The 21,207-nt window shown below is 47.8% G+C and carries 17 protein-coding genes and 1 tRNA gene; 11 read left to right on the forward strand and 7 right to left on the reverse strand.

Annotation, left to right across the window (positions count from 1 at the left end):
• Positions 1–165 precede the first annotated feature (165 nt).
• The 4 genes from A596_RS22135 to A596_RS11855 form a co-directional block, all read right to left on the reverse strand.
• Positions 166–3,372, reverse strand: a complete 3,207-nt coding sequence (locus A596_RS22135) for a di-heme oxidoredictase family protein (protein WP_052417457.1) — start codon at positions 3,370–3,372, stop codon at positions 166–168.
• Positions 3,373–3,891: 519 nt separating this feature from the next.
• Positions 3,892–4,920, reverse strand: coding sequence for a UDP-glucose 4-epimerase GalE (gene galE / locus A596_RS11845; protein ID WP_039914946.1), 1,029 nt, complete (start codon positions 4,918–4,920; stop codon positions 3,892–3,894).
• 183 nt (positions 4,921–5,103) lie between these two features.
• A complete protein-coding gene (locus tag A596_RS11850) occupies positions 5,104–5,832 on the reverse strand; it encodes a TorF family putative porin (protein ID WP_039914947.1) in 729 nt (242 codons plus the stop codon).
• Between the two features lie 229 nt (positions 5,833–6,061).
• Positions 6,062–7,057 (reverse strand): DMT family transporter, encoded by a 996-nt coding sequence (locus A596_RS11855; RefSeq protein WP_039914949.1) that lies wholly within the window; start codon positions 7,055–7,057, stop codon positions 6,062–6,064.
• A 373-nt stretch (positions 7,058–7,430) separates the two neighbouring features.
• Between A596_RS11855 and A596_RS11860 the strand changes: the two genes are divergently transcribed.
• From A596_RS11860 to A596_RS11875, 4 genes are all read left to right on the forward strand, one after another.
• A complete protein-coding gene (locus A596_RS11860) occupies positions 7,431–8,666 on the forward strand; it encodes a multifunctional CCA addition/repair protein (RefSeq protein WP_039914950.1) in 1,236 nt (411 codons plus the stop codon).
• A 25-nt stretch (positions 8,667–8,691) separates the two neighbouring features.
• On the forward strand, positions 8,692–9,468 hold the full coding sequence (locus A596_RS11865) for a pteridine reductase (protein WP_235425705.1): 777 nt from the start codon (positions 8,692–8,694) through the stop codon (positions 9,466–9,468).
• 24 nt (positions 9,469–9,492) lie between these two features.
• Positions 9,493–10,458, forward strand: coding sequence for a magnesium transporter CorA family protein (locus A596_RS11870; protein WP_039914952.1), 966 nt, complete (start codon positions 9,493–9,495; stop codon positions 10,456–10,458).
• A 192-nt stretch (positions 10,459–10,650) separates the two neighbouring features.
• A complete protein-coding gene (locus A596_RS11875) occupies positions 10,651–11,367 on the forward strand; it encodes a hypothetical protein (RefSeq protein WP_039914953.1) in 717 nt (238 codons plus the stop codon).
• On the opposite strand, the gene folK is transcribed toward A596_RS11875, so the two are convergent.
• From folK to tsaD, 3 genes are read right to left on the reverse strand one after another with little or no spacing between them, the layout of a single operon-like run.
• Entirely contained in the window at positions 11,348–11,863 is a 516-nt protein-coding gene (gene folK, locus A596_RS11880; protein WP_039914955.1) for a 2-amino-4-hydroxy-6-hydroxymethyldihydropteridine diphosphokinase, read from the reverse strand. The two genes, A596_RS11875 and folK, sit on opposite strands and share 20 nt — an antisense overlap.
• Positions 11,860–12,231 carry a dihydroneopterin aldolase gene (gene folB / locus A596_RS11885; RefSeq protein WP_039914956.1) on the reverse strand — a complete coding sequence of 124 codons (372 nt, stop codon included), beginning with the start codon at positions 12,229–12,231 and terminating at the stop codon, positions 11,860–11,862. Before folB ends, folK begins: the two co-directional genes overlap by 4 nt.
• 31 nt (positions 12,232–12,262) lie before the next feature.
• On the reverse strand, positions 12,263–13,291 hold the full coding sequence (gene tsaD / locus A596_RS11890) for a tRNA (adenosine(37)-N6)-threonylcarbamoyltransferase complex transferase subunit TsaD (protein WP_039914958.1): 1,029 nt from the start codon (positions 13,289–13,291) through the stop codon (positions 12,263–12,265).
• A 232-nt stretch (positions 13,292–13,523) separates the two neighbouring features.
• Here tsaD and rpsU point away from each other — a divergent pair, with 232 nt between their 5' ends.
• The 7 genes from rpsU (at position 13,524) to treZ (ending at position 21,146) form a co-directional block, all read left to right on the forward strand.
• Positions 13,524–13,739, forward strand: a complete 216-nt coding sequence (gene rpsU / locus A596_RS11895; RefSeq protein ID WP_007644759.1) for a 30S ribosomal protein S21 — start codon at positions 13,524–13,526, stop codon at positions 13,737–13,739.
• Positions 13,740–13,887: 148 nt separating this feature from the next.
• On the forward strand, positions 13,888–14,343 hold the full coding sequence (locus A596_RS11900) for a GatB/YqeY domain-containing protein (protein WP_039914964.1): 456 nt from the start codon (positions 13,888–13,890) through the stop codon (positions 14,341–14,343).
• Positions 14,344–14,402: 59 nt separating this feature from the next.
• Positions 14,403–16,466, forward strand: coding sequence for a DNA primase (gene dnaG, locus A596_RS11905; protein WP_039914974.1), 2,064 nt, complete (start codon positions 14,403–14,405; stop codon positions 16,464–16,466).
• 149 nt (positions 16,467–16,615) lie between these two features.
• The gene (gene rpoD, locus A596_RS11910) at positions 16,616–18,478 is read left to right on the forward strand and encodes an RNA polymerase sigma factor RpoD (RefSeq protein ID WP_039914977.1); all 1,863 of its coding nucleotides are present in this window, start codon (positions 16,616–16,618) and stop codon (positions 18,476–18,478) included.
• Between the two features lie 129 nt (positions 18,479–18,607).
• Positions 18,608–18,684, forward strand: a tRNA-Ile gene (locus A596_RS11915).
• Positions 18,685–18,895: 211 nt separating this feature from the next.
• On the forward strand, positions 18,896–19,081 hold the full coding sequence (locus tag A596_RS11920) for a hypothetical protein (RefSeq protein ID WP_039914979.1): 186 nt from the start codon (positions 18,896–18,898) through the stop codon (positions 19,079–19,081).
• A 199-nt stretch (positions 19,082–19,280) separates the two neighbouring features.
• A complete protein-coding gene (gene treZ / locus A596_RS11925; protein ID WP_200882912.1) occupies positions 19,281–21,146 on the forward strand; it encodes a malto-oligosyltrehalose trehalohydrolase in 1,866 nt (621 codons plus the stop codon).
• Positions 21,147–21,207 lie beyond the last annotated feature (61 nt).

Genomic DNA, 21,207 nt, shown 5'->3' on the forward strand with positions numbered 1-21,207 from the left:
ACGCCGTAAATACATCCATGTAGGCTCGGATGCAGCATCCATGCTGCATACGGTCACGGAGGAAACACCGGAATCCATCTTGAAAGTTATGCGTTAAGACAATAAAAAACTCCCATCAGGCACCTGATGGGAGTTTTTGTTTTTACCAACTACAACGCCGAAAACTTACAGCGATTCAAGGAACTTAATTAAATCATTACGCTGTGCTGCAGTCGCTGCGCGATAAGCCGATTGGCTTGCCGCTGCTTCACCGCCGTGCCACAAAATCGCTTCATTGATATTGCGTGCGCGACCATCGTGTAATAAACGGCTGTGACCATTCACTGCGGGTTCCAATCCCAAGCCCCACAATGCCGGTGTACGCCATTCACGATTCAATGTTGCGTTATTGGTCAAGCGATCCGCCAAACCTTCACCCAGATCGTGCAGCAACAAATCGGTGTATGGCTTGATGGTTTGTCCACGCAACTCTGCAAGTGGATGACCATAATCGGTAGTCAGTGTTGGCGTATGACAACCGGCACACCCCAAATTGCCAAACACTTGCTCACCGCGAATGACATCCGCATTATTAACCGTTTCAGGGCGACGCGCCGGTGCACCGAGTGCTTGCATATAAACGGTTAACAAATTCACGCGCGCATCACTTAACTCAATGCCGTTTGGTCCCGCATTGCGGCATGCAGTTTGGTTCGCACCACATGCCGGGCCTTGCAGAATGCTGGTGCTTACCCCAATGTCTTCATGCAATGCATCGGCGGTGAATTGTTCGAGTGTTGCGATGCTCGCTTTCCAACCGAAACGGCCAATACGTTGTTCACCGGTTTTCAAATCCGTTACCTGATTTGCACGGCCGGAAATTCCGTCGCCGTTGCTATCATTTGGATCATGACGTTGCAGCAGGACAGATTCAGGAACCGCTTCCAGTAAACCGAGGCCAACAATGGTTTGCGCCATGCGCGGCGAGAAATTATTGACGGCACCACCGGCATTATCGAGCACTTGCACAGAATAATTCGGTGCTTGTAATTGATAGGCCGTGCCATCGTTAAAGGTTCCCGCGACCGTCGTGTAAGTTAAATTGGTAATTGCTTCTGCCGGCACACCGCCATTGCGCGATTGCGGATGCAACACTTTGCCGAAATAATTGTGTGGCAATGCATTGCCATTGGCATCGGTTGCGCCCGAACTGACTTTCACTGCCATGCTATTCGGCAATTGACCGGCAACCGGCGCCTGGCCGCGGCCATTATTCACGTGGCAACCCACGCACGAACTATTGATCGTTAAACCAGTAGACAAATTTGCCAATTCAGTGAAGTCAGGGTTGCCCGCTTCAAAGTGTTTTCCGGTTACAAAATCGGTGTGGAAAATGCGGCGTCCATTTAAAAATTGATTGTGGGTTTCCCAACGAATATTTAATGCCTCGCGGAAAAATGCCGTCCACAAATGCGTGTGGCGATCAACAATAAATGGACTCGCTGCCGTCGGTGCATATTCAATCACTGGATCGGTAAATGTCTGGTTGCCTTCGCGATATGTCACTGTGGCGTTATTGCCCGAGTTAGCCAACAAGTACGACGGTTTTTGATAACCCTTGGCAATCGCTTGCGGTGAACGGATCGATTGATAACCGGGTGCACCGGAATCTGCCAATACCCCCGACGTGCTAATGACATCCGCTTGTGCAACACCTTTAAACGCACGCACGGGCGCTGCCGTTGCTGTACCACCAGACGCGAGCTTCGCATTCAATTCATCGTTGTTCACGATATACAAACCGGGCGTTCCCAATTTGATGCGGAAGGTATCGGTGTAATACACGCGTTGCGCACTCACACGTGGATCGGTATCGGTAAAACCGAGCCATTGCTGGAATTCAAAATCGTAGAATTCGCCCGTGCGTAAAGTGGTTTGGCCCTCGCGCTCACCCGGCACAAAACGCGTACCGATACAGCGCCACAATTCGCCTTTACCGGTTGCCGGATCCGCGTTGCGGATACGGGTAAAGCCACCGTTATCGCCAAAGTAGGAACGGTAGGGGTTAAACAAACTTTTGCGGCAACCGATATCGTTAAAGTTGGCGTATTCAGGCTCATAGAATATTTCCACGCGCGACTCGCCTTTGGGTGTGTGATCGTGCACTTCAAATTTGAACGTGCGATGTTCGTGGTAGAACGATGGGAATGTGTAAAAAATATCTTCCGCTTCATGGCGTGCACGGGCGCGGCCGCTACCAAAGGTCACGATGGTGCCATCGGCTTCAATACGCCAGTTGCGTGAAATTTCCGGCGTGGACTGGTTTGGATACAAGGGTTGGTAAGTCACATTCACCGGAATACTGACGCTGCTATTAGTACCGGTAACCGACGAAGACGAACGGCTTGATGAAGGCACAGCCGGTGCACTGCTGGATACCACACTGCTGCTAATCGCTGAGCTGCTGACTACACTGCTGCTCGCCACGCCGCCGGAACCAAATACTTTCAATTCGATAATTGAATAGCCCCATTGATTGCCAGCACTGCGCGCTGTGCCATAAACACGCAGGTAACGATAAGAACCGCTCACAGCAACGGTATCCGTGCGCGCGCCAAAGGTACCGCCAGTACGTGTCGCCAGGGTTGTCCAGGTGCTGTTGTTATTGGAGCCCTGCACCTCATAGTTAGCCGCGTTTGCCGCTTCCCAATCGATCACCACTGAGCCCAGATTTTTTGCCGAACCGAAATCCAGGCTAATCCACGCCGGGTCCACGGCGTGGGTAGACTCCCAGCGCGTACCGGCATTGCTATCAATTGCCAGGCCAGCGGGTTGTAACTGGCTACTGGCGACCGCCACCGCGCCTTGTGCAAGGTTGGTATTAGTCGCCGTACTGGAAGCACTACTGGCAGCGACGGCGCCGTAAACCTTCAGCTCCCAAATGGAATAACCCCAATTGTTACCCGCGCTGCGCTGGGTCGCATTGATGCGTACGTAGCGATAAGTTCCGGCCACCGGGACGGTATCGGTGCGCGTCCCGAAAGCACCCCCGGTGCGCGCGGCGAGATTTACCCAGGTAGTGCCATTCGTTGAGCCCTGGACATCGTAATTCGCGGCGTTGGCCGCTTCCCAATCAATAACAACTGACGAGAGGCTATAGCTCGCGCCCAAATCCACGCTGAGCCATGAGGGCCCATTGCCATGGGCAGATTCCCAGCGCGTGCCAACATTACCATCTACTGCATTGGCAGCCGGGGTAATTGCAGTGCTGACAGTGGCCGTTTTATTTAACGCAAGGTTGGTTTGTGCAAAAAGGTTGTGACTAAACAAAAAACTGCCGAGCAGGAACAAAATCCGGCCCCAGAACCTGGGCAACGGGTTGATGGATTGCATAGTGTTGTCTCCACTAAATTTCCCTTCGGATACACGTAATCGCCGCCGATGTTGCGCACAGAAAACTCATGCATATGGCCAGCTTGTTATGGTTATGAAATCGCGTGTAACGATGAAGAGAACTCTTGGCTGATGGTTGAGCGCCGCCTTCTACTGAGTTATCAATATTCAGTTACAAAAAGGGCACGTTAGACTTACTTACTTTTCTTACAGTTATTAGGGTTATTTTGTGTTTGCGAACTAACACACGAGTAAGCTTCCATCAGGTGCGGATTTTTCTCTTCTCACTTTTGAAAAACTGCGTAAAGCTGGGGCATCTCACTTGAATCGGTAAAAAGTGAGAAGCTTTTTTGCCATAAGCATCACAAATCATGTGCGGAACAAATCTGTTACATCATTTTCCTGCCGCTCGATGAAACTCGTTACAGCGATTCTTTTTTAACAGCCCATAAATGAAAACAGCCGCCGGATTGCTCACGGCGGCTGTTTTCCGAGGGAATACCAAAAGGCCAATCGTTATCAGGCATCGTAACCATTGGGATTTTGCGACTGCCAACGCCATGCATCCTGCATCATGCGTTCAAGCCCTAATTCCGCAGTCCAGCCCAACTCGTTTTTCGCTTTGGTCGCATCGGCATAACACGCGGCGATATCACCAGGGCGGCGCGGCAAAATTTTATAAGGTACCCGACGGCCACTCGCCGCTTCAAAAGCCTTAATGATTTGCAACACCGACAACCCTGAGCCAGTGCCCAGATTGTATGCACGGCACCCAATGCCGGATTTTTCCAGGCCGCGCAATGCCGCCACATGCCCCTTGGCCAGATCCACAACATGGATGTAATCACGCACACCAGTGCCGTCAATGGTGTCGTAATCATCACCAAACACGCCCAGCTCTTTCAATTTACCAATCGCAACTTGTGAGACGTAGGGCAGCAAGTTGTTCGGGATACCGGCAGGATCTTCACCAATCAGCCCGCTTTCATGCGCACCCACCGGGTTGAAGTAGCGCAATAACGAGAAATTCCACTGGCTGCCCGGCGCTTTGGCGATATCGCGCAGGATTTCTTCCACGATAAGCTTGCTACGACCATAAGGATTAGTCGCAGAAGTAGCAAAGGTTTCGTCAATAGGCACCGCAACCGGATCCCCATAAACCGTCGCGGATGAACTGAAAATCAGCTTCCACACCTTAAATTCCTCCATCACTTCCGTGAGCGACAAAGTTCCTGCCACGTTGTAACGGTAGTATTTCATCGGAATCTGGTTGGACTCCCCTACCGCTTTCAGGCCGGCAAAATGCATTACCGCCTCGATGTTGTAGGCTTTAAAAACCTGGCGCAGGGCTTCTTTATCGTTGATATCCGCCTCATAAAAGACCGGTTCCACACCGGTAATCCGGGCCACACGCTTGAGGGATTCAGGCTTGCTGTTAATGAGGTTATCCACCACTACCGGCAAATAACCGCTATTAATCAATTCGATACAGACATGGCTGCCGATAAAACCGGCACCGCCAGTCACAAGGATAGGTGAGCGGGACATGAAGATTCCTTATAAAGAGTGAAGCCATTTCGCGCGCATTGAACCAGAGTTCGGGCGCGAGCATAAGGGCTTGGAAAGAATCTTTTATTAAATCATATAATTAATATTTTTAAAATTATGAGTAAAATAAAAGCGGGCATTGCCCGCTCTTATCAGAACCATCCCTGGACTCTCTACTAAAACTTATTCGCCCAATGGCAAAGACAACTTAACAATAAACTTCAATTCGTCATTGTGGTCAGCTTCGCCTTGATCAATTACTTTACCCAGTGTGAAAGTCAGATTGCTGGTGTAGGCGTAACTCAAATCAAGGTGAGTCAAACCATCGTATGCACCGCTGTCATCACTGTGAGTACCCACCAGTGCGCTGAACTTGCCAAACGCTGCCGAGAAAGTGGTGTAGGTGTAATCATCATCCGCCAACACATCACCCACACCTACACGGTGCATCAAGGTCAAAGTTACATCGTCAGAAGGCTTCAGGCCCAGAGTAATGGCTACGTCAGATACATCGTCAAAACCCAGCGGAGCTCTCTCTACACTTTTAACGACTTCGCCGTCATCACCAACACCGTAGGTAGTTGAAGTAGCAGATGGATACATATAAGTGGTGTAGTTCAGGTCAACCGACAATGGGCCCGCCGAGAAACCGTAACCAGCGTAGAAGTCATATTCAGTTCCAAGGCCGGCATCACCGGAAGATGCCCACAGGCCACCGTAGAAACCATTGGACTTAACCGCAACATCCGCAATCAACGCAGGGTCACCATTACCGAGATCCAAACCTCTCCAGTAGTACATGTTAGCGACAGCAACTGATGCTGCTACTTCAGCATGTGCTGCAGGAACTGCAAAACCTGCAAATGCCGAAAGAGCGATAGCACCAGCGATAAATTTTTGTTTCATCTTCATGAGTTTTGTCCTCTATTAATGGTCTTTGCTAATTTGTTTTGAGGCAGCTATTGATAATTCACACTAGCTTGAGCGGACTATTGCAGGGACTAAGCCAATTTTATTTTTATGATGAAAATCATGATGTTGCACATTGAATACAAGATTGCATACCCTAAACAAAACTAGCTCAGGCACAAGCTTGGTGCATGAAAACCATGCGCGCCAGTCTGGCGCGCACCAAAACAATTCATTTGTAACGAATCATGTCGTCTCGTGCTTCCTGAATCGCTGATTCAGCGTTTTTATCATCATCAATGGCGTGCGATTGCAAACCAGAAAGCAACTTTTGTGAGCACCAACTCGCAATACCAGCAAAAGACCAGGAGGAGTAAAACAGCAATGCAACCAACACCAATGCCACACCAAAAAGTGTGTGAGAAGACAGTTCTTCATCCGCGAGGTTTTTCCCTATCAAAATTGCCAGCACCGGCGTCATCAAGGTAATCAACGATACTGCGCTGGCGGAAAGGCGCTGCAAAATATAAAAAAATAATGCGGAGCCAATCAGTGATCCAACTATCGCCAAATACACAACTGAACCAGCAGATTTTATTGATATGGCTTGTGGAATTTCACCATCCATTACCCACCAACTCAGTAATAACCCCGGCAACGCAAACAAAAGAGAGCCGGTTGCCTGGTGAAACGCATCCACGCTCAACGCGTGCTGCTCAGTCAATTTTTTAACCCACACACTGCTAAAACTAAACAGCACACACGATAACAAAATGCCGGAGATCCCATATACCGAGCGAAAATCAAAATGCAATTGATGGAAAAAAATTATGACTAATCCTGTTAATGCCAGCAGCAATGCCAACACTTTTTTAAGTGAAAATGGATTTTTCTTTAACAGCAACAAGGTCATCACGCCGGTTACAAAAGGCAATAATGCAAAAATTACTGCAACCAGGCCTGAAGGAATAAATTGCGCAGCCCAATAGACCACGGGCATATTCGGAAAAATACCAATTGACGCTGCAAAATAAATTAATCGATGCTGCCAAAAAACCGCGAACGATTGCCGCACAATGGCAAAAAAAGACAACGCTATTGCCAATGCAATTAACATACGTGTAACTGCAGCAGCCATAAAACTCAAGCTATCGCTACTCCATTGAATAGCGAGGGGGGTAGTGGCCCAAATCAGCACCACGGAAAAATAGGCAAGCAATACAGCCACGGCAAAACTCCTTATATTCCCTGAGGAGGAAATGGAAATTACCGCAGCACTATTCGATTAGAAAAAACTGAAACCCGAAAACACAAAGGCCGCAGTTTTTATGCTGCGGCCTTTGTTTAAAACGATTAAAACATCAATCAACAAATTCCGCCAAAACACGCGCAATGACCACAAGCCAAAAAATTGGTCGTAGTGCTACGCGATGTTTTAGGGAACTCATGGAATACATAATATTTTGTGTCTATCGTTAGATGAATTTATTAAGTTGAACGAGAGTAATTTAATTTCCATTCAGCCACAAGTCATTTTGTGGATTTTTTTATCAGTGCGATTCACCTATACTCCGCGGCAACTTTTCTATTAAGCATGCGTTATGAAAACTTATCTGGTAGGCGGCGCTGTCCGCGATAAATTATTAGGTCGCCCGGTCACGGAACAGGATTGGGTTGTCGTAGGGGCGACGCCAGAACAATTGCAAGTGCAAGGTTTTACCCCTGTGGGCAAGGATTTCCCGGTGTTTCTACACCCGCAAACCAAAGAAGAATATGCGTTGGCCCGCACTGAACGCAAAACGGGCCATGGCTATGCAGGGTTCAGTTTTTATTGCGGTACAGAAGTAACATTGGAAGAGGACCTGATTCGCCGCGACCTGACGATTAATGCCATGGCCGAAGATGAACATGGCAATATTATCGATCCGTATAAAGGACAGGCCGACTTACAACAAAAAATACTTCGCCATGTATCGCCCGCATTTGCAGAAGATCCAGTACGCATATTGCGTATTGCCCGTTTTGCCGCGCGCTACCATCATTACGGTTTTCGCGTTGCCGGTGAAACAATTGCGCTTATGCAAACCATGGTAAGTAACGATGAAGTCGACCACTTGGTCGCAGAGCGTATATGGAAAGAAACCGAGCGCGCTTTGGCAGAGCCCAATCCCGAAATTTTCATTCAGGTATTGCGCGACTGCCATGCTCTGGAAAAAATTTTTCCGGAAATTAATGCGCTTTTCGGTGTACCGCAAACAGCGCTTCATCATCCGGAAGTTGATACCGGTATCCATACCTTGATGAGCCTGCAACAAGCAGTCAAATTAACAATCAATACCTGTATTCGCTTTGCAACTCTGGTGCATGATTTGGGCAAAGGCACCACACCGAAAGAGGAATGGCCGCGCCATATTGCCCATGAAGAACGCAGCCTGCCCCTGGTAAAACAATTGTGTGAGCGCATCGCTGCACCACGCGATTACAAAGAACTGGCACTGATGGTGGCGCAATGGCATACCCATTGCCATAGGGCCATGGAATTAAAACCTTCAACGGTGTTAAAAGTTCTACAATCTAACGATGCATTTCGTCGCCCGGAACGCTTTCATCAATTTCTGGTTTGCTGTGAGGCCGATGCCCGTGGTCGCACCGGCTTTGAAGATCGCGATTACCCGCAAGCCGATTTTTTTCGTCGCGCCCTGAGTGCCGCCCAGCAAATTGATTTAGCCCCATTGCGCGCGCAAGGTTTAACCGGACAAGCATTCGGCGATGCAATTGCCCGGCTACGATTAGACAAAGTTACGCAATTAAAGCAGGAATTTTACGCGCAGGAATAGCAATCACTTTTTGCAGGAGTAAGCCATGCCCGAGACCACCATGAATAACCAAACCAAAGTCGCATTGGTTACCGGCGCAGCTAAACGCATAGGCGCCGAGATTGCACGGCAACTTCATACTGTTGGCTTCAATGTAATTATTCATTACAACCAGTCCGCGGCGGCGGCACAAGAACTGGTTGAAGAACTCAATGGCGAACGCGAAAATTCTGCCGTCGGATTACCTGCAGACCTTAATGATCACACTCAAATAATAAATCTTGCGCAGCAGAGCACAACACAATGGCAACGGATGGATGTGCTGGTTAATAACGCATCCAGCTTTTATCCTACACCTATAGGTGAAGCAACAAATTCTGACTGGGACAACCTGATTAATTCCAACCTGAAAGCACCGTTCTTTTTAACGCAGGCGCTGGCACCAGCACTCATACAAAGCCATGGGTGCATTATTAATATCGCCGATATTTATGCGCAACGCCCGTTAAAAAAACACAGCATTTATTCAATTGCAAAAGCCGGCAATGAAATGCTGACCAAAACCCTCGCCCAGGAACTTGCCCCGCGCGTGCGAGTCAATGGTATAGCGCCAGGCGCTATTCTCTGGCCGGAAGATTATTATAAAAAAACCGAAGAACAACTTTCCGACGAAAATAAAGAAAAAATGCTTGCACAAATTCCATTACTGCAACGTGGACAAGTACAGGACATAGCACGTACTATTTTATTTTTAGCGAAAGATGCTCCGTACATTACCGGACAAATTATTGTCGTGGATGGCGGCCGCACTCTCACTATTTAATTAATCAGGATTTGTGAAATAACAATGATTAGAACCCAGCTTCTCACTGCCCATGGCGAACACATACACGGCAGCACAGAATTAATTGAACGTTGGCGTAATGAAGGTAGTGGTTACATCTGGATCGATTTATTGGGTGAAGAACCCGCAATAGAAAAACAATTTTTACTCTCAATGGGCTGCCATCCATTAGCTGTTGAGGATGTGCAGCGTTTTCGCCATCCACCTAAAACAGAAACGTTTGACGATTACACATTAATTTTGTATCGCGGTATTACCGAGTTTAATAAAGATCTCACCATCCAGCAGATGACGATTGCATTGTTCTCCGGTGATCGCTGCCTGATCAGTTGCCATCCACGCAACTCCATGGGCATCAGTTATTACTGGGAAAATGCTTACAAAGAAAACTTATTGGTAAGCCCCGGCCTGCTTGCTTCGCGCATCATGCGCTTTTCAATTGGCCGTTACCTCGAAGCGATTCTTGCATTTGAACCATCACTAAATGAACTTGAAGATTCCATGCAAGAAAAACCCAATGATGAAGTGATGCGAGAACTTATCGCCTATCAATCACGCCTGCGAAAATTACGGCGAATATTCAGTTATCACGAAAAACTCGTTACCAATTTATTAAAAGACATCCCCCAGCGTTTGATTGACGAAGACGGCGATATTGAACATGCACTGCAGGATTTATTCGAGCGCTGCGAACGCCTGCACGGCTTGACGGCAATGTATTATGAAATCTGCGGCGATTTGATTAACGGTTACCTTTCCATCACCTCACACCAGTTAAACAACACCATGAAAGTGCTGACAGTAATCACCGCAATTTTCGTCCCGCTCACGTTTATTGCCGGTATTTACGGGATGAATTTTGATAACATGCCCGAACTGCATGCGACCTACGGTTATTTTTATACGTTGGGTGCAATGCTCGTAATTGCAGCAGGGTTTGGAATTGTTGCTTATAAAAAATGGCTTTAGCTAAAATCCACTCCTTACCGACTTGATCACCAACATACACAAAGAACTTCTATGCCAAGGATATCGATCTACCTACCAGGATGTTTCTTCCTCTTTTTTTGCCATTCCATCTTCGCTGCCGTTCTCAGTTGCAAAGCTGCGGATGGGAAAACCATCTTTACCGATGACCCACGCAAATGCAGCAAACAGCAAGTGACGGAAGTACCCTTAAATATCCCCAGGCAAACCCGTGTTAACTATCGCTACCCGGAAAGACTTTATGACCGCAGCAGCAGTCATTGGCCGATCTTTATTGAGCGCCCGGAAAACCAGCAAGATATAAAAGTTTACGATAAAGCAGTTGCGCGCCTGGCCAAAATCCTGGACCTGGTTTTCACCAGGTTTCCCTATGCAACACACGCAAAACTAAAAACCGTAAGTTTCTATATTATGCGCGGCCCAAAACATCGATTAGGTGGTGAAGGTGGCGGAGCGCGCTATATCCATCACAAAATAGAACAATACTCATTACATGACAATCACTGGAATAATGCCGTGGTCATTTACAGCGCAGACAGTTTTTTATATCACAATGAAATTGTAACCAATCACCTTATTGTGCACGAATTAGCGCATGCCTGGCACTTTTTGGAATGGACATACCAGTACCAGCCCATCATAGACACTTGGTTAAATTCACGAAATAACGGACTTTACCAGTCAGTAAAGGACTACGCAGGAAGAAACCTTAATCCTGCCTACGCAACCACTAACGAATATGAATATTTTGCAGATCTTTCAGCTATATTTTTTGTTGGAGGAACCTACCATCCCTTTGATAAACAAGGTTTAGCGAAATATGACCCCAAGGGCTATAGCATGATAGAGACGTATTGGCTCACACAAAAAACTAACTCGCCACAGAAATAATATTTTCTTGCCATTTAAAATCAATCGCCCACAACTTCTGTGAAGCCTGATCATAATCAGCCCATAATTGTCGATAGGTTTTTTGTAATTGCGGATGCGGAATAGACGGGGCTATTTCAGCAAGAGGTAAAAGTACAAATGCGTTTTTGGTGATTTCAGCGCGCGGCAGTTCAATACCATTTTCAATACCAACAAAATCACCGTAAGTCAGAATATCAATATCCAATGTGCGCGGGCTGAATTTCGGTCCATTGCGCTTACGTCCATTATTATCTTCAATACGTTTCAAGTTTTCCGACAATTCTGTAATGGATAAATCTGTCTCCGCACCAACTACCAGATTAAAAAAATTGCTGCCGTCAAATCCAACTGATTTGCTTTCATAAACAGAGGAAATATTCAATACACCCAACAATTCATGCAGTGCATCCAATGCAGCAAGAATATGCTTGTGGCGATCAACATTACTCCCAAGGCTTAAATAGATCCTTGTCATAACGGCAGGCCTTCTGGCCGTGCGCCGCGTTCAATAATCAACCCGACATCGCGTGCACCACGTATTGCACCAGGTTTACTCAATCGCAAACGCAACCAGGGCACATTAAATTCCGCACGAATAACCTGCGCAATCTCTTCTGCTAATGTTTCCACTAAAAGTGCGTTGCGATTTTCCACATACGCAATTAAACGCTTGGAAACGGCTTTGTAATTCAGCGCATACTGAATGTCATCGGTCTCGGCGGCCCTGCGAATATCACTGGCCATTTCCAGATCAATGCTCACCGTCTGGCGCACTTCGCGCTCCCAATCGTAAATACCGATGATGGTATCAATGCGTAAATCGCGGATGTAAACAATATCCATAATCAGCGTCTGCTAAAAAATAAAATCGTAATTAAAGGGATGAAAGCGAATCCAGTGGCCAACGGGCCTTGATATTAATCGCCAGTGTTTCGTGCTGCCCGGCAAGTAACCGCTGGCAACCGGCATAAGCAATCATTGCACCGTTGTCAGTACAAAATTCATGGCGCGCGTAAAATACTTTTGCACCGATTTTGGCGAGCTCGCTGTCGAGATCTGCACGCAATTTTTTGTTGGCAGAAACGCCACCGGCAATGACCAGTGTTTTCATGCCTGTTTGCTCAAGCGCGCGCTTGCATTTAATCACCAGAGTATCAACCACTGCTGCCTGAAACGCATTCGCAATGTCGGCACAGGTTTGGTCATCAGGCAAACCATTCGCTTGTTTATTTGCGTTTACGGCAGTGAGCGTTGCAGTTTTTAGCCCGCTAAAACTGAAATCCAGGCCGGGACGATCTACCATTGGCCGCGGAAATTTGAACCGCCCATCTACACCGCGTTCGGCGAGCCTGGCTACTTGCGGGCCGCCCGGGTAATCCAGGTCGAGCATTTTGGCGGCCTTATCGAAAGCTTCGCCGGCAGCATCATCAATTGACTCCCCCAGCAACTCGTAATCACCTAATGAATTAACCTTAACAAGCTGGGTATGCCCACCGGAAACCAAAAGCGCTACAAAGGGAAACTCAGGGGGATTTGCTTCCAGCATGGGGGCGAGTAAATGTCCCTCCATGTGATGAACACCAATAGCCGGAACTTTCCAGGCATAGGCGAGAGAGCGACCAAATGAAGCGCCAACCATAAGAGCCCCCACCAAACCGGGCCCGGAGGTGTATGCGATTGCATCGATATCGGCAGGGCCGGTATCGCTTTTTTCCATCACCTCATTAATAAGTGGAAGCAGCTTACGCACGTGGTCACGCGAGGCCAGTTCAGGCACCACACCACCGTACTCGGCATGCAGTGCGATTTGGGTATAAAGCACATGAGCCAACAGGCCGCGCTCGCTATCATAGACGGCCACACCGGTTTCATCACAGGATGTTTCCAGCCCCAACACTCGCATAACCAACCCCAAGCAATCATTGACTAGCGCACAAAGACGCCCAAAAAGGCGGCTATGATAATCCGATGATCACTGAAAACCCAGCAAAACTCCCTTCATATAAGAAGGCCCAAGGTTGCGATGGGGGGAATAAGCGTATAGAATCCGCACCCCTCGGATACCTGACCGCGTTTTATGCCGGCGGCTATCCACAAGACATCATTTCCAAGCACTCTATTTAAAAGGTAACAGCATGCCTTCAGTAAAAATTAAAGAAAACGAACCATTTGATGTAGCTTTGCGTCGCTTCAAGCGCGCCTGTGAAAAAGCCGGTATTTTGGCTGACGTTCGCGCCCGCGAATGCTATGAGAAGCCAACCACCATTCGTAAGCGTGATGCTGCTGCTGCAGTTAAGCGTCATGCTAAAAAGGTACAACGCGAATCCAAAAAATTTACCCGTCTGTACTAATTGCCAGCTGCAAACCCTGCGGGGATAGTTGCAGCCAGCCAGTGCTTACCGGTTCTGCTTGTTAGTTGTGTTTGCATCTTTACATTAACAAGCCGTGCGTTTTTAGATCACTGATTACTGAATATTGTTTACTGCATAACGGTGGATCATGAGTGAAGCAACGCTAAAAGACCGCATAAATGATGCCTTGAAAACCGCGATGCGCGCTAAAGAAAAAGAGCGCGTCGCGGTTTTGCGTCTTGTGATGTCTGAATTCAAGAAAATCGAAGTTGATGAGCGCATCGAATTGGATGACGCCCGTGTACTTGCTGTGCTCGACAAAATGGTCAAGCAGCGCCGCGACTCGGAGACTCAATACCGCAACGCCAATCGCCCTGAGCTTGCCGAGCAGGAAGCTTATGAAATCCGCGAAATCCAGGCTTATTTGCCTGCGGCCCTGACCGCTGCCGAGCTTGATGCAATTGTCGTTAAAGCGATTGCCGATGCAGGCGTTACCGAAGCGCGCGATATGGGCAAAGCCATGGGTTTGATCAAGCCACAAGTGCAAGGCCGCGCCGATATGAGCGATGTGAGTAAGCTGCTTAAAGCCAAATTGAGCAATTAGTCGCCTATTATTAATAGCTTGGTGCTAGCTCCTGGCAATCACTTTCAAGCGACTATTTCATGGCCGGATTAATCCCCCAGAGTTTTATTGACGACCTGCTTGACCGCCTCGACATAGTCGATGTGGTCGACAGCCGTGTAAAACTCAAAAAAACCGGCAAAAACTACAGCGCCTGCTGCCCTTTCCACGACGAAAAAACCCCCTCCTTCACCGTTAGCCCGGAGAAGCAATTTTTCTATTGTTTCGGCTGTGGTGCGAGCGGGAACGCACTGGGTTTTATCATGGATTATGAGCGGCTCAGCTTCCCCGAAGCCACCGAGTCACTTGCCCGTTTAGCCGGCCTGGAAGTGCCGCGTGAAGTACAAACCGAAGCCCAACAAAAACGGGAAGAAGAAAAACGCAGCATTTACACTTTGCTGGAAAAAGCAGATCAGTTTTATCAACAACAATTGCGCCATCACACCAGCAAGCACCTTGCGGTGAACTACCTGAAAAACCGCGGGCTCGACGGCAAAACCGCCAAAGCTTACGGCGTCGGCTTTGCGCCACCCGGCTGGGACAATTTACTCAAATCCCTCGCACAAAATGATGACGACAAACACCTGCTAATCGAAGGCGGCATGCTCATCCATCAGGAGCAGGAAAAGAAGCTCTATGATCGCTTCCGCCATCGTATTATGTTTCCCATTCGCGATACGCGCGGGCGCGTAATCGGATTTGGCGGTCGCGTGCTGGGGGATGACAAGCCTAAATACCTCAACTCACCGGAAACACCGGTTTTCCACAAAGGGCAGGAACTCTACGGACTTTATGAGGCCCGCCTTGCCTACCGCGAACTACCGCGCCTATTGGTAGTGGAAGGCTATATGGATGTAGTTAGCCTGGCGCAATTTGGCATTTGCTACGGCGTCGCAACGCTAGGCACCGCCTGCGGACCGGATCACCTGGATCGCGCCTTCAAATACACGAACGAAGTTGTCTTTTGTTTTGATGGAGATAAAGCTGGTCGCAGCGCGGCCCATCGCGCACTGGAAGCTTCCATTGAATGCATGACCGATGGCCGCACAGTGAAATTCCTGTTCCTGCCGGAAAATGAGGACCCGGATACACTGGTGCGCCAAATTGGACCGGAGAAGTTCGAACGGATGATCGAACTGGCTGTACCTTTTGAAGATTATCTATTTGACGCAGTTGCTGATGGCCTGAACATCCGCACCATGGAAGGCCGCGCCACTTTTAGCAAACGTGCAGCACCACTCCTGGACCGCCTGCCCAAAGGTGTATTTCGCGAGCTAATGTTCGAGAGCCTGGCGACACGAACCGGCCTGAATCGCACTGTCCTGCAGGAGTTGGTTTTAGAGCAGCAAACCAAAGAACCCCCAGCCCAACCAACGCAACCCCAAACGCCGGAAGAAGAAAAGATTCCGCAGGTGACAATGCCAAGGCAAGCTGATAACTGGTGGGATCAGGCGCAAAGCGCGCCCCAAAACCCGTACGACACCGGGATGCATCCGGCCGATTATGGGGACTTCCCGGCCGAGCTACCACCACCGGATTATCGTGAATACTACGACGAACCTGCCACGCGAAGACGGGCACAGAGCCGATACCAACCAGAACTACAGCCACGCACAGCAGGAAAATACTTGATGCCACCAGCCCGAAAAGCGCTGGCATTACTACTGACACACACCTCATTGGCCAGCCTTGAGCCCAATCACGATGATTGGATTGCCATAACCGACGACCTGGATTGCCAGATGCTTGGCCGGCTGCTGAAAGTACTGCACGAACGACCACACTACAACTTATCGCATCTCATTGGTTATTGGCGTGGAATTTATGGACCAGAAGATACGGAAAGGTTGGCCGCCGTTGCCGGACATGACTTGCTGCAAGCGGCTAATGCGCTAACCCAACCGCGCCCGGACAAACCCGCCAAAGCGGATTACGACACCCAGGCTGCATTTGCGAGCGCAATGGAAAAATTGCGCATTCAGCAAAACCAGAAAAAAAGTGCCGAATCCTTGGCAAAACTCAAAAATGCCGACTTAACTCAACTATCCAAAGAAGAGCGCGAGCAGCTGGTACGCGCGGCTCTGGCAACCAAACTGCAACCTTAAACGACCAAACCGGTCAAAAGCTGAACAAACCCACACAATTCGCGGGGAGATTTCAGCGTCGCCACCCGATTGCCTAGAATCCACTCAAGCAAGTGGAGTATAATTTCGGGCTTTGCATTTCACTCACCAGGTTTTTAATAGGGTCTCGAATGTCTGAAGACGTCCAACAACAACAGTCTCGTATCAAAGAACTGATCGCCCGCGGTAAAGAACAGGGTTATTTAACCTATGCCGAGGTAAACGATCACCTGCCGGAAGATATTTCCGATCCGGATCAGGTCGAAGACATCATCCAGATGATCAACGACATGGGTATTCGCGTGTATGAAACCGCACCCGATGCCGACACCCTGTTAATGACCGATGGTGACTCTGCTGCCGATGAAATTGCCGCCGCAGAAGCTGCCGCTGCACTGGTTGCAGTAGAAACTGAAACCGGCCGCACCACTGACCCGGTGCGTATGTACATGCGCGAAATGGGTACTGTAGAACTGCTGACCCGTGAAGGCGAAATCGTTATCGCCAAGCGTATTGAGGAAGGTGTACGTGAACTGATGCACGCCCTCGCCTACTGGCCTGGCGCAGTACAACAAGTACTGGACGAATATGCGCTGGTCGCCAAAGAAGAGCGTCGCCTCGCAGATGTCATCATCGGCTGGCTTGACCCTATTGAAGACATTCCTTCTGCACTCGCCGAAGTAGAAGAAATCCCTGTCGCTGCGGCTCCGGGCGCCAAAGCTGCATCTGATGATGAAGAGGATGAAGAAGGCGGCAGCGATGACGAAGAAGAAGCGGTTACCGGTGTAGATCCGGAAGAAGCACGCGTGCGTTTTGAAGAGCTGCAAAAACAATACGACAAAACGGTAAAAGCACTTGCCAAAAGTGGCTATGGCAGCAAGGCAGCCGAAAAAGAGCTCTCTACACTTGGCGATCTGTTCAAATTCTTCAAATTGCCTGCGCGCCAATTCGATCCAATTTACAGCAAAGCGCGCGAAACACTGGATCACATTCGCAAGCAAGAGCGCCACATTATGGATTTATGTACGCGCAAAGCCCAAATGCAACGCAAAACATTTATCAAAGCATTTCCGGGTAATGAAACCAACGAGGAATGGCTACCCGAAATACTCAAAGGCAAAGTGGAAAGCCCCGAGAAACTTGAACGCGTTTTGCCCGATGTAAAAACCGCACAACAACAACTCGCTCACATCGAAACTGAAAGCGGTTTAAGCCTCGCTGCGATTAAAGACATAAACCGTCGTATGTCGATTGGTGAAGCGCGTGCGCGTCGTGCAAAAAAAGAAATGGTGGAAGCCAACCTGCGCCTGGTAATTTCTATCGCGAAAAAATATACCAACCGCGGTTTGCAATTCCTCGATTTGATTCAGGAAGGCAATATCGGTTTGATGAAAGCAGTAGATAAATTTGAATACCGCCGCGGTTACAAATTTTCTACCTATGCTACCTGGTGGATCCGTCAGGCGATCACCCGCTCCATCGCCGACCAGGCGCGCACCATCCGTATTCCTGTGCACATGATTGAAACTATCAACAAGCTCAATCGTGTATCGCGTCAAATGCTGCAGGAAATGGGGCGCGAACCAACACCGGAAGAGTTGGGCGAGCGCATGGATATGCCGGAAGATAAAGTGCGTAAAGTGCTGAAAATCGCCAAAGAACCCATCTCCATGGAAACCCCGATTGGTGATGATGAAGACTCACATCTTGGCGATTTTATCGAAGACACCACAATTATTTCTCCGGTGGAGTCAGCAACAATGGAAGGCTTGATGGAAGCAACCCGCGAAGTACTTGCAGGCCTCACTGCGCGCGAAGCCAAAGTGTTGCGCATGCGTTTCGGTATCGATATGCACACAGACCATACACTGGAAGAAGTGGGCAAACAATTCGATGTAACGCGCGAGCGTATCCGTCAGATCGAAGCGAAAGCATTGCGCAAACTGCGCCATCCATCACGCTCAGATCACCTGCGCAGCTTCCTTGATGATTAATTCATCACCAGAAATAAAACCCGCATAATGCGGGTTTTATTTTTTCAGGCAGCAATTTCCGTTAATCTCTAGCCACATCCAAAACAACTCACTATAATGCCCCCCACTGCGATTCCGCAGCCTCCCTTGGGGCCTATAGCTCAGTTGGTTAGAGCATCCGACTCATAATCGGCAGGTCGCTGGTTCAAGTCCAGCTGGGCCCACCATTTAAAAGCCTTCCTGCAATCAAAAAACTATTACAAACAAATTCTCTTATACAACCATTCAAAAAGTCTTTTCATTTTTTAAAAAATATCCCTGCTGCTTATCAGAATTCCGGTGCGTTTATTTTAGAAATGCCTGCGGGAACTATCCAGACGATGATGAGTCGACTATTAAGAAGCCCAATGTATCTCACTTAACGATATGGAGAAAACCATGCCATTATCAGCTGAAGCTGCGTGGGGTGGCGCAGTATTTTTTATTTTCCTGGCACTGTGTATTGCAGCTATCCTGATTAGAAATAATGCGGCCAAAAAAGACAGTGTTGGTAAGTCTGAAAAAGATAGCATCGCAACCAATGTTTCTATACGTCCAAAGAAAAACACAAAAAAACTGGATTAACCCAGCCTGCACAAATCTATTTTAAAGCGGATTTTTTATTTTTAAAAATCTATAGTCACTTGTAATTTTCAAATCATAATTTTTGCCCAATTATTTTATCTTGAAATTTTCCTCTCCTTTAAATTCCGCGACGGAATTATTCACATTATCCCCTGTCACTTTGTAATGGAGACACTTTTATTTTGCGATAGGAATCAATATGCCAAACCAACGACGCTATCCTGTCGGGGCCGAACTCATAAACAATGGAGTTCACTTCAGGGTATGGGCTCCCGCTGCCAAACGAGTAGGAGTTGTTATTAATAATAATGATAAATATATTGAAATGTCCGCGGAAACTAACGGCTATCAATCAATATTTATTCCCTCATTAAAAGCTGGCGATTTATACCAATTCAAATTGGACGACGATGCGTATTTTTATCCAGACCCTGCATCTCGCGCCCAACCTGAAGGCCCGCATGGTCCATCAATGATTGTCGACCCAGACCGTTTCCAATGGTCTGATAAACATTGGAAAGGAATACAACAGCAATCAAATGTAATTTACGAAATGCACATTGGCACCTTCACCAAAGAAGGAACTTTTATCGCCGCTACAAAAGAATTGAATGAGCTTGCCAAATTAGGAATTACGGTAATTGAATTAATGCCTGTTAATGAATTTGAAGGCGAGTTCGGTTGGGGCTACGACGGTGTTGATCTTTATGCCCCCTACCACATTTACGGCACACCAGATGATCTTCGATTATTTATTGATAAAGCACATTCATTGCGAATAGGCGTTATCCTGGATGTTGTTTATAACCATGCGGGTAGCAGTGGTTGTTACCTGCAAAAATTTTCCCCGGATTATTTTTCTGCACTTTATAAGTCGGAATGGGGGGAAACATTTAACTTTGATGGAAAAAATTCTGCCCCAGTACGCGAATTTTTTATCAGCAATGCCCTTTACTGGATTGATGAATTTCACTTTGATGGTTTTCGTTTTGATGCAACCCAGCAAATTTTTGATTCATCGGAAGATTATATCCTTGCAGCCATTGTAAGGAACATCAGGGAAATTGCCGGAACCCGCCAACTTTATATCACAGGGGAAAATGAGCCTCAGAACATTCAATTAATTGCCCCCCTGAACAATTCCGGCTCCGGTTTCGATGCATTGTGGAACGATGATTTTCATCACAGCGCCATTGTGGCAGCCACAGGTCGATGCGCTGCTTATTTTTCCGATTACAATGGTGAGCCGCAGGAATTTATTTCCAATTTGAAATACAGTTTCTTATACCAGGGGCAATTCTATCAATGGCAAAAAAAACAACGTGGCACCCCGACCTTTGGAATTCCTGCACAAGCATTCATCCACTACCTTCAAAATCATGACCAGATTGCAAACACTGGCAGGGGCAAACGGCTTCACCAGTTAACCAACCCGGCATTGATGCGAGCGCTCACAGCCGTTCTATTGCTAGGCCCACAAAGCCCACTACTTTTTCAAGGACAAGAGTTCGCGGCAAGCTCGCCCTTTCTGTATTTTGCGGATAATCCAAAAAAGCTTGCGCAGCAAGTTGCAAAAGGCAGAAACGAATTTTTACAACAATTTCCCAATCTTGCCCTGCCGGAAATGCAATCTTATTTAGCCAAACCTGATAGCCCTGCGACATTTACACAATGCAAACTCAACTTCTCCGAACGTGAAAAAAATTATGAGACATACCAACTGCATAAGGACTTATTAAAGCTACGCCAGGCCGACAACGTTTTTTGCGGAAAGGATTACAGCCATATCGATGGAGCAATCCTGGCAGGCACAATTATTGTCCTACGTTTCTTTTCACTTAAAAAAAATGATGACCGCTTGCTGATTGTTAATTTCGATTCTGATTTTGAACTTTCACCCGCTCCGGAACCTTTGCTCGCGCCACATATGCGCCACACATGGAAACTTCTTTGGTCGAGTGAATCACCTCATTATGGTGGGCATGGTAGTGCTGCACCATTTTCGCTGGAGCGTTGGGAGCTTCCCGGGCTTAGCGCAGCCGTACTGGTGCCAGAGACAAAATGATTCCATCCATATTGAGAAAATTGTAAAACCATTAACGATGCCTGTTTCAATTGCTTCAGGA

The organism is Cellvibrio mixtus subsp. mixtus J3-8, assembly GCF_000766945.1.
In the GTDB taxonomy this organism is placed as follows: domain Bacteria; phylum Pseudomonadota; class Gammaproteobacteria; order Pseudomonadales; family Cellvibrionaceae; genus Cellvibrio; species Cellvibrio mixtus_A.

Excerpts from the sequence above, each read along its gene's own strand:
- A596_RS22135 (WP_052417457.1), bottom strand. The coding sequence starts at position 3,372 with ATGCAATCCATCAACCCGTTGCCCAGGTTCTGGGGCCGGATTTTGTTC.
- galE (WP_039914946.1), bottom strand. The coding sequence starts at position 4,920 with ATGTCCCGCTCACCTATCCTTGTGACTGGCGGTGCCGGTTTTATCGGC.
- A596_RS11850 (WP_039914947.1), bottom strand. The coding sequence starts at position 5,832 with ATGAAGATGAAACAAAAATTTATCGCTGGTGCTATCGCTCTTTCGGCA.
- A596_RS11860 (WP_039914950.1), top strand. The coding sequence starts at position 7,431 with ATGAAAACTTATCTGGTAGGCGGCGCTGTCCGCGATAAATTATTAGGT.
- A596_RS11865 (WP_235425705.1), top strand. The coding sequence starts at position 8,692 with ATGCCCGAGACCACCATGAATAACCAAACCAAAGTCGCATTGGTTACC.
- A596_RS11870 (WP_039914952.1), top strand. The coding sequence starts at position 9,493 with ATGATTAGAACCCAGCTTCTCACTGCCCATGGCGAACACATACACGGC.
- folK (WP_039914955.1), bottom strand. The coding sequence starts at position 11,863 with ATGACAAGGATCTATTTAAGCCTTGGGAGTAATGTTGATCGCCACAAG.
- folB (WP_039914956.1), bottom strand. The coding sequence starts at position 12,231 with ATGGATATTGTTTACATCCGCGATTTACGCATTGATACCATCATCGGT.
- tsaD (WP_039914958.1), bottom strand. The coding sequence starts at position 13,291 with ATGCGAGTGTTGGGGCTGGAAACATCCTGTGATGAAACCGGTGTGGCC.
- rpsU (WP_007644759.1), top strand. The coding sequence starts at position 13,524 with ATGCCTTCAGTAAAAATTAAAGAAAACGAACCATTTGATGTAGCTTTG.
- A596_RS11900 (WP_039914964.1), top strand. The coding sequence starts at position 13,888 with ATGAGTGAAGCAACGCTAAAAGACCGCATAAATGATGCCTTGAAAACC.
- dnaG (WP_039914974.1), top strand. The coding sequence starts at position 14,403 with ATGGCCGGATTAATCCCCCAGAGTTTTATTGACGACCTGCTTGACCGC.
- rpoD (WP_039914977.1), top strand. The coding sequence starts at position 16,616 with ATGTCTGAAGACGTCCAACAACAACAGTCTCGTATCAAAGAACTGATC.
- A596_RS11920 (WP_039914979.1), top strand. The coding sequence starts at position 18,896 with ATGCCATTATCAGCTGAAGCTGCGTGGGGTGGCGCAGTATTTTTTATT.
- treZ (WP_200882912.1), top strand. The coding sequence starts at position 19,281 with ATGCCAAACCAACGACGCTATCCTGTCGGGGCCGAACTCATAAACAAT.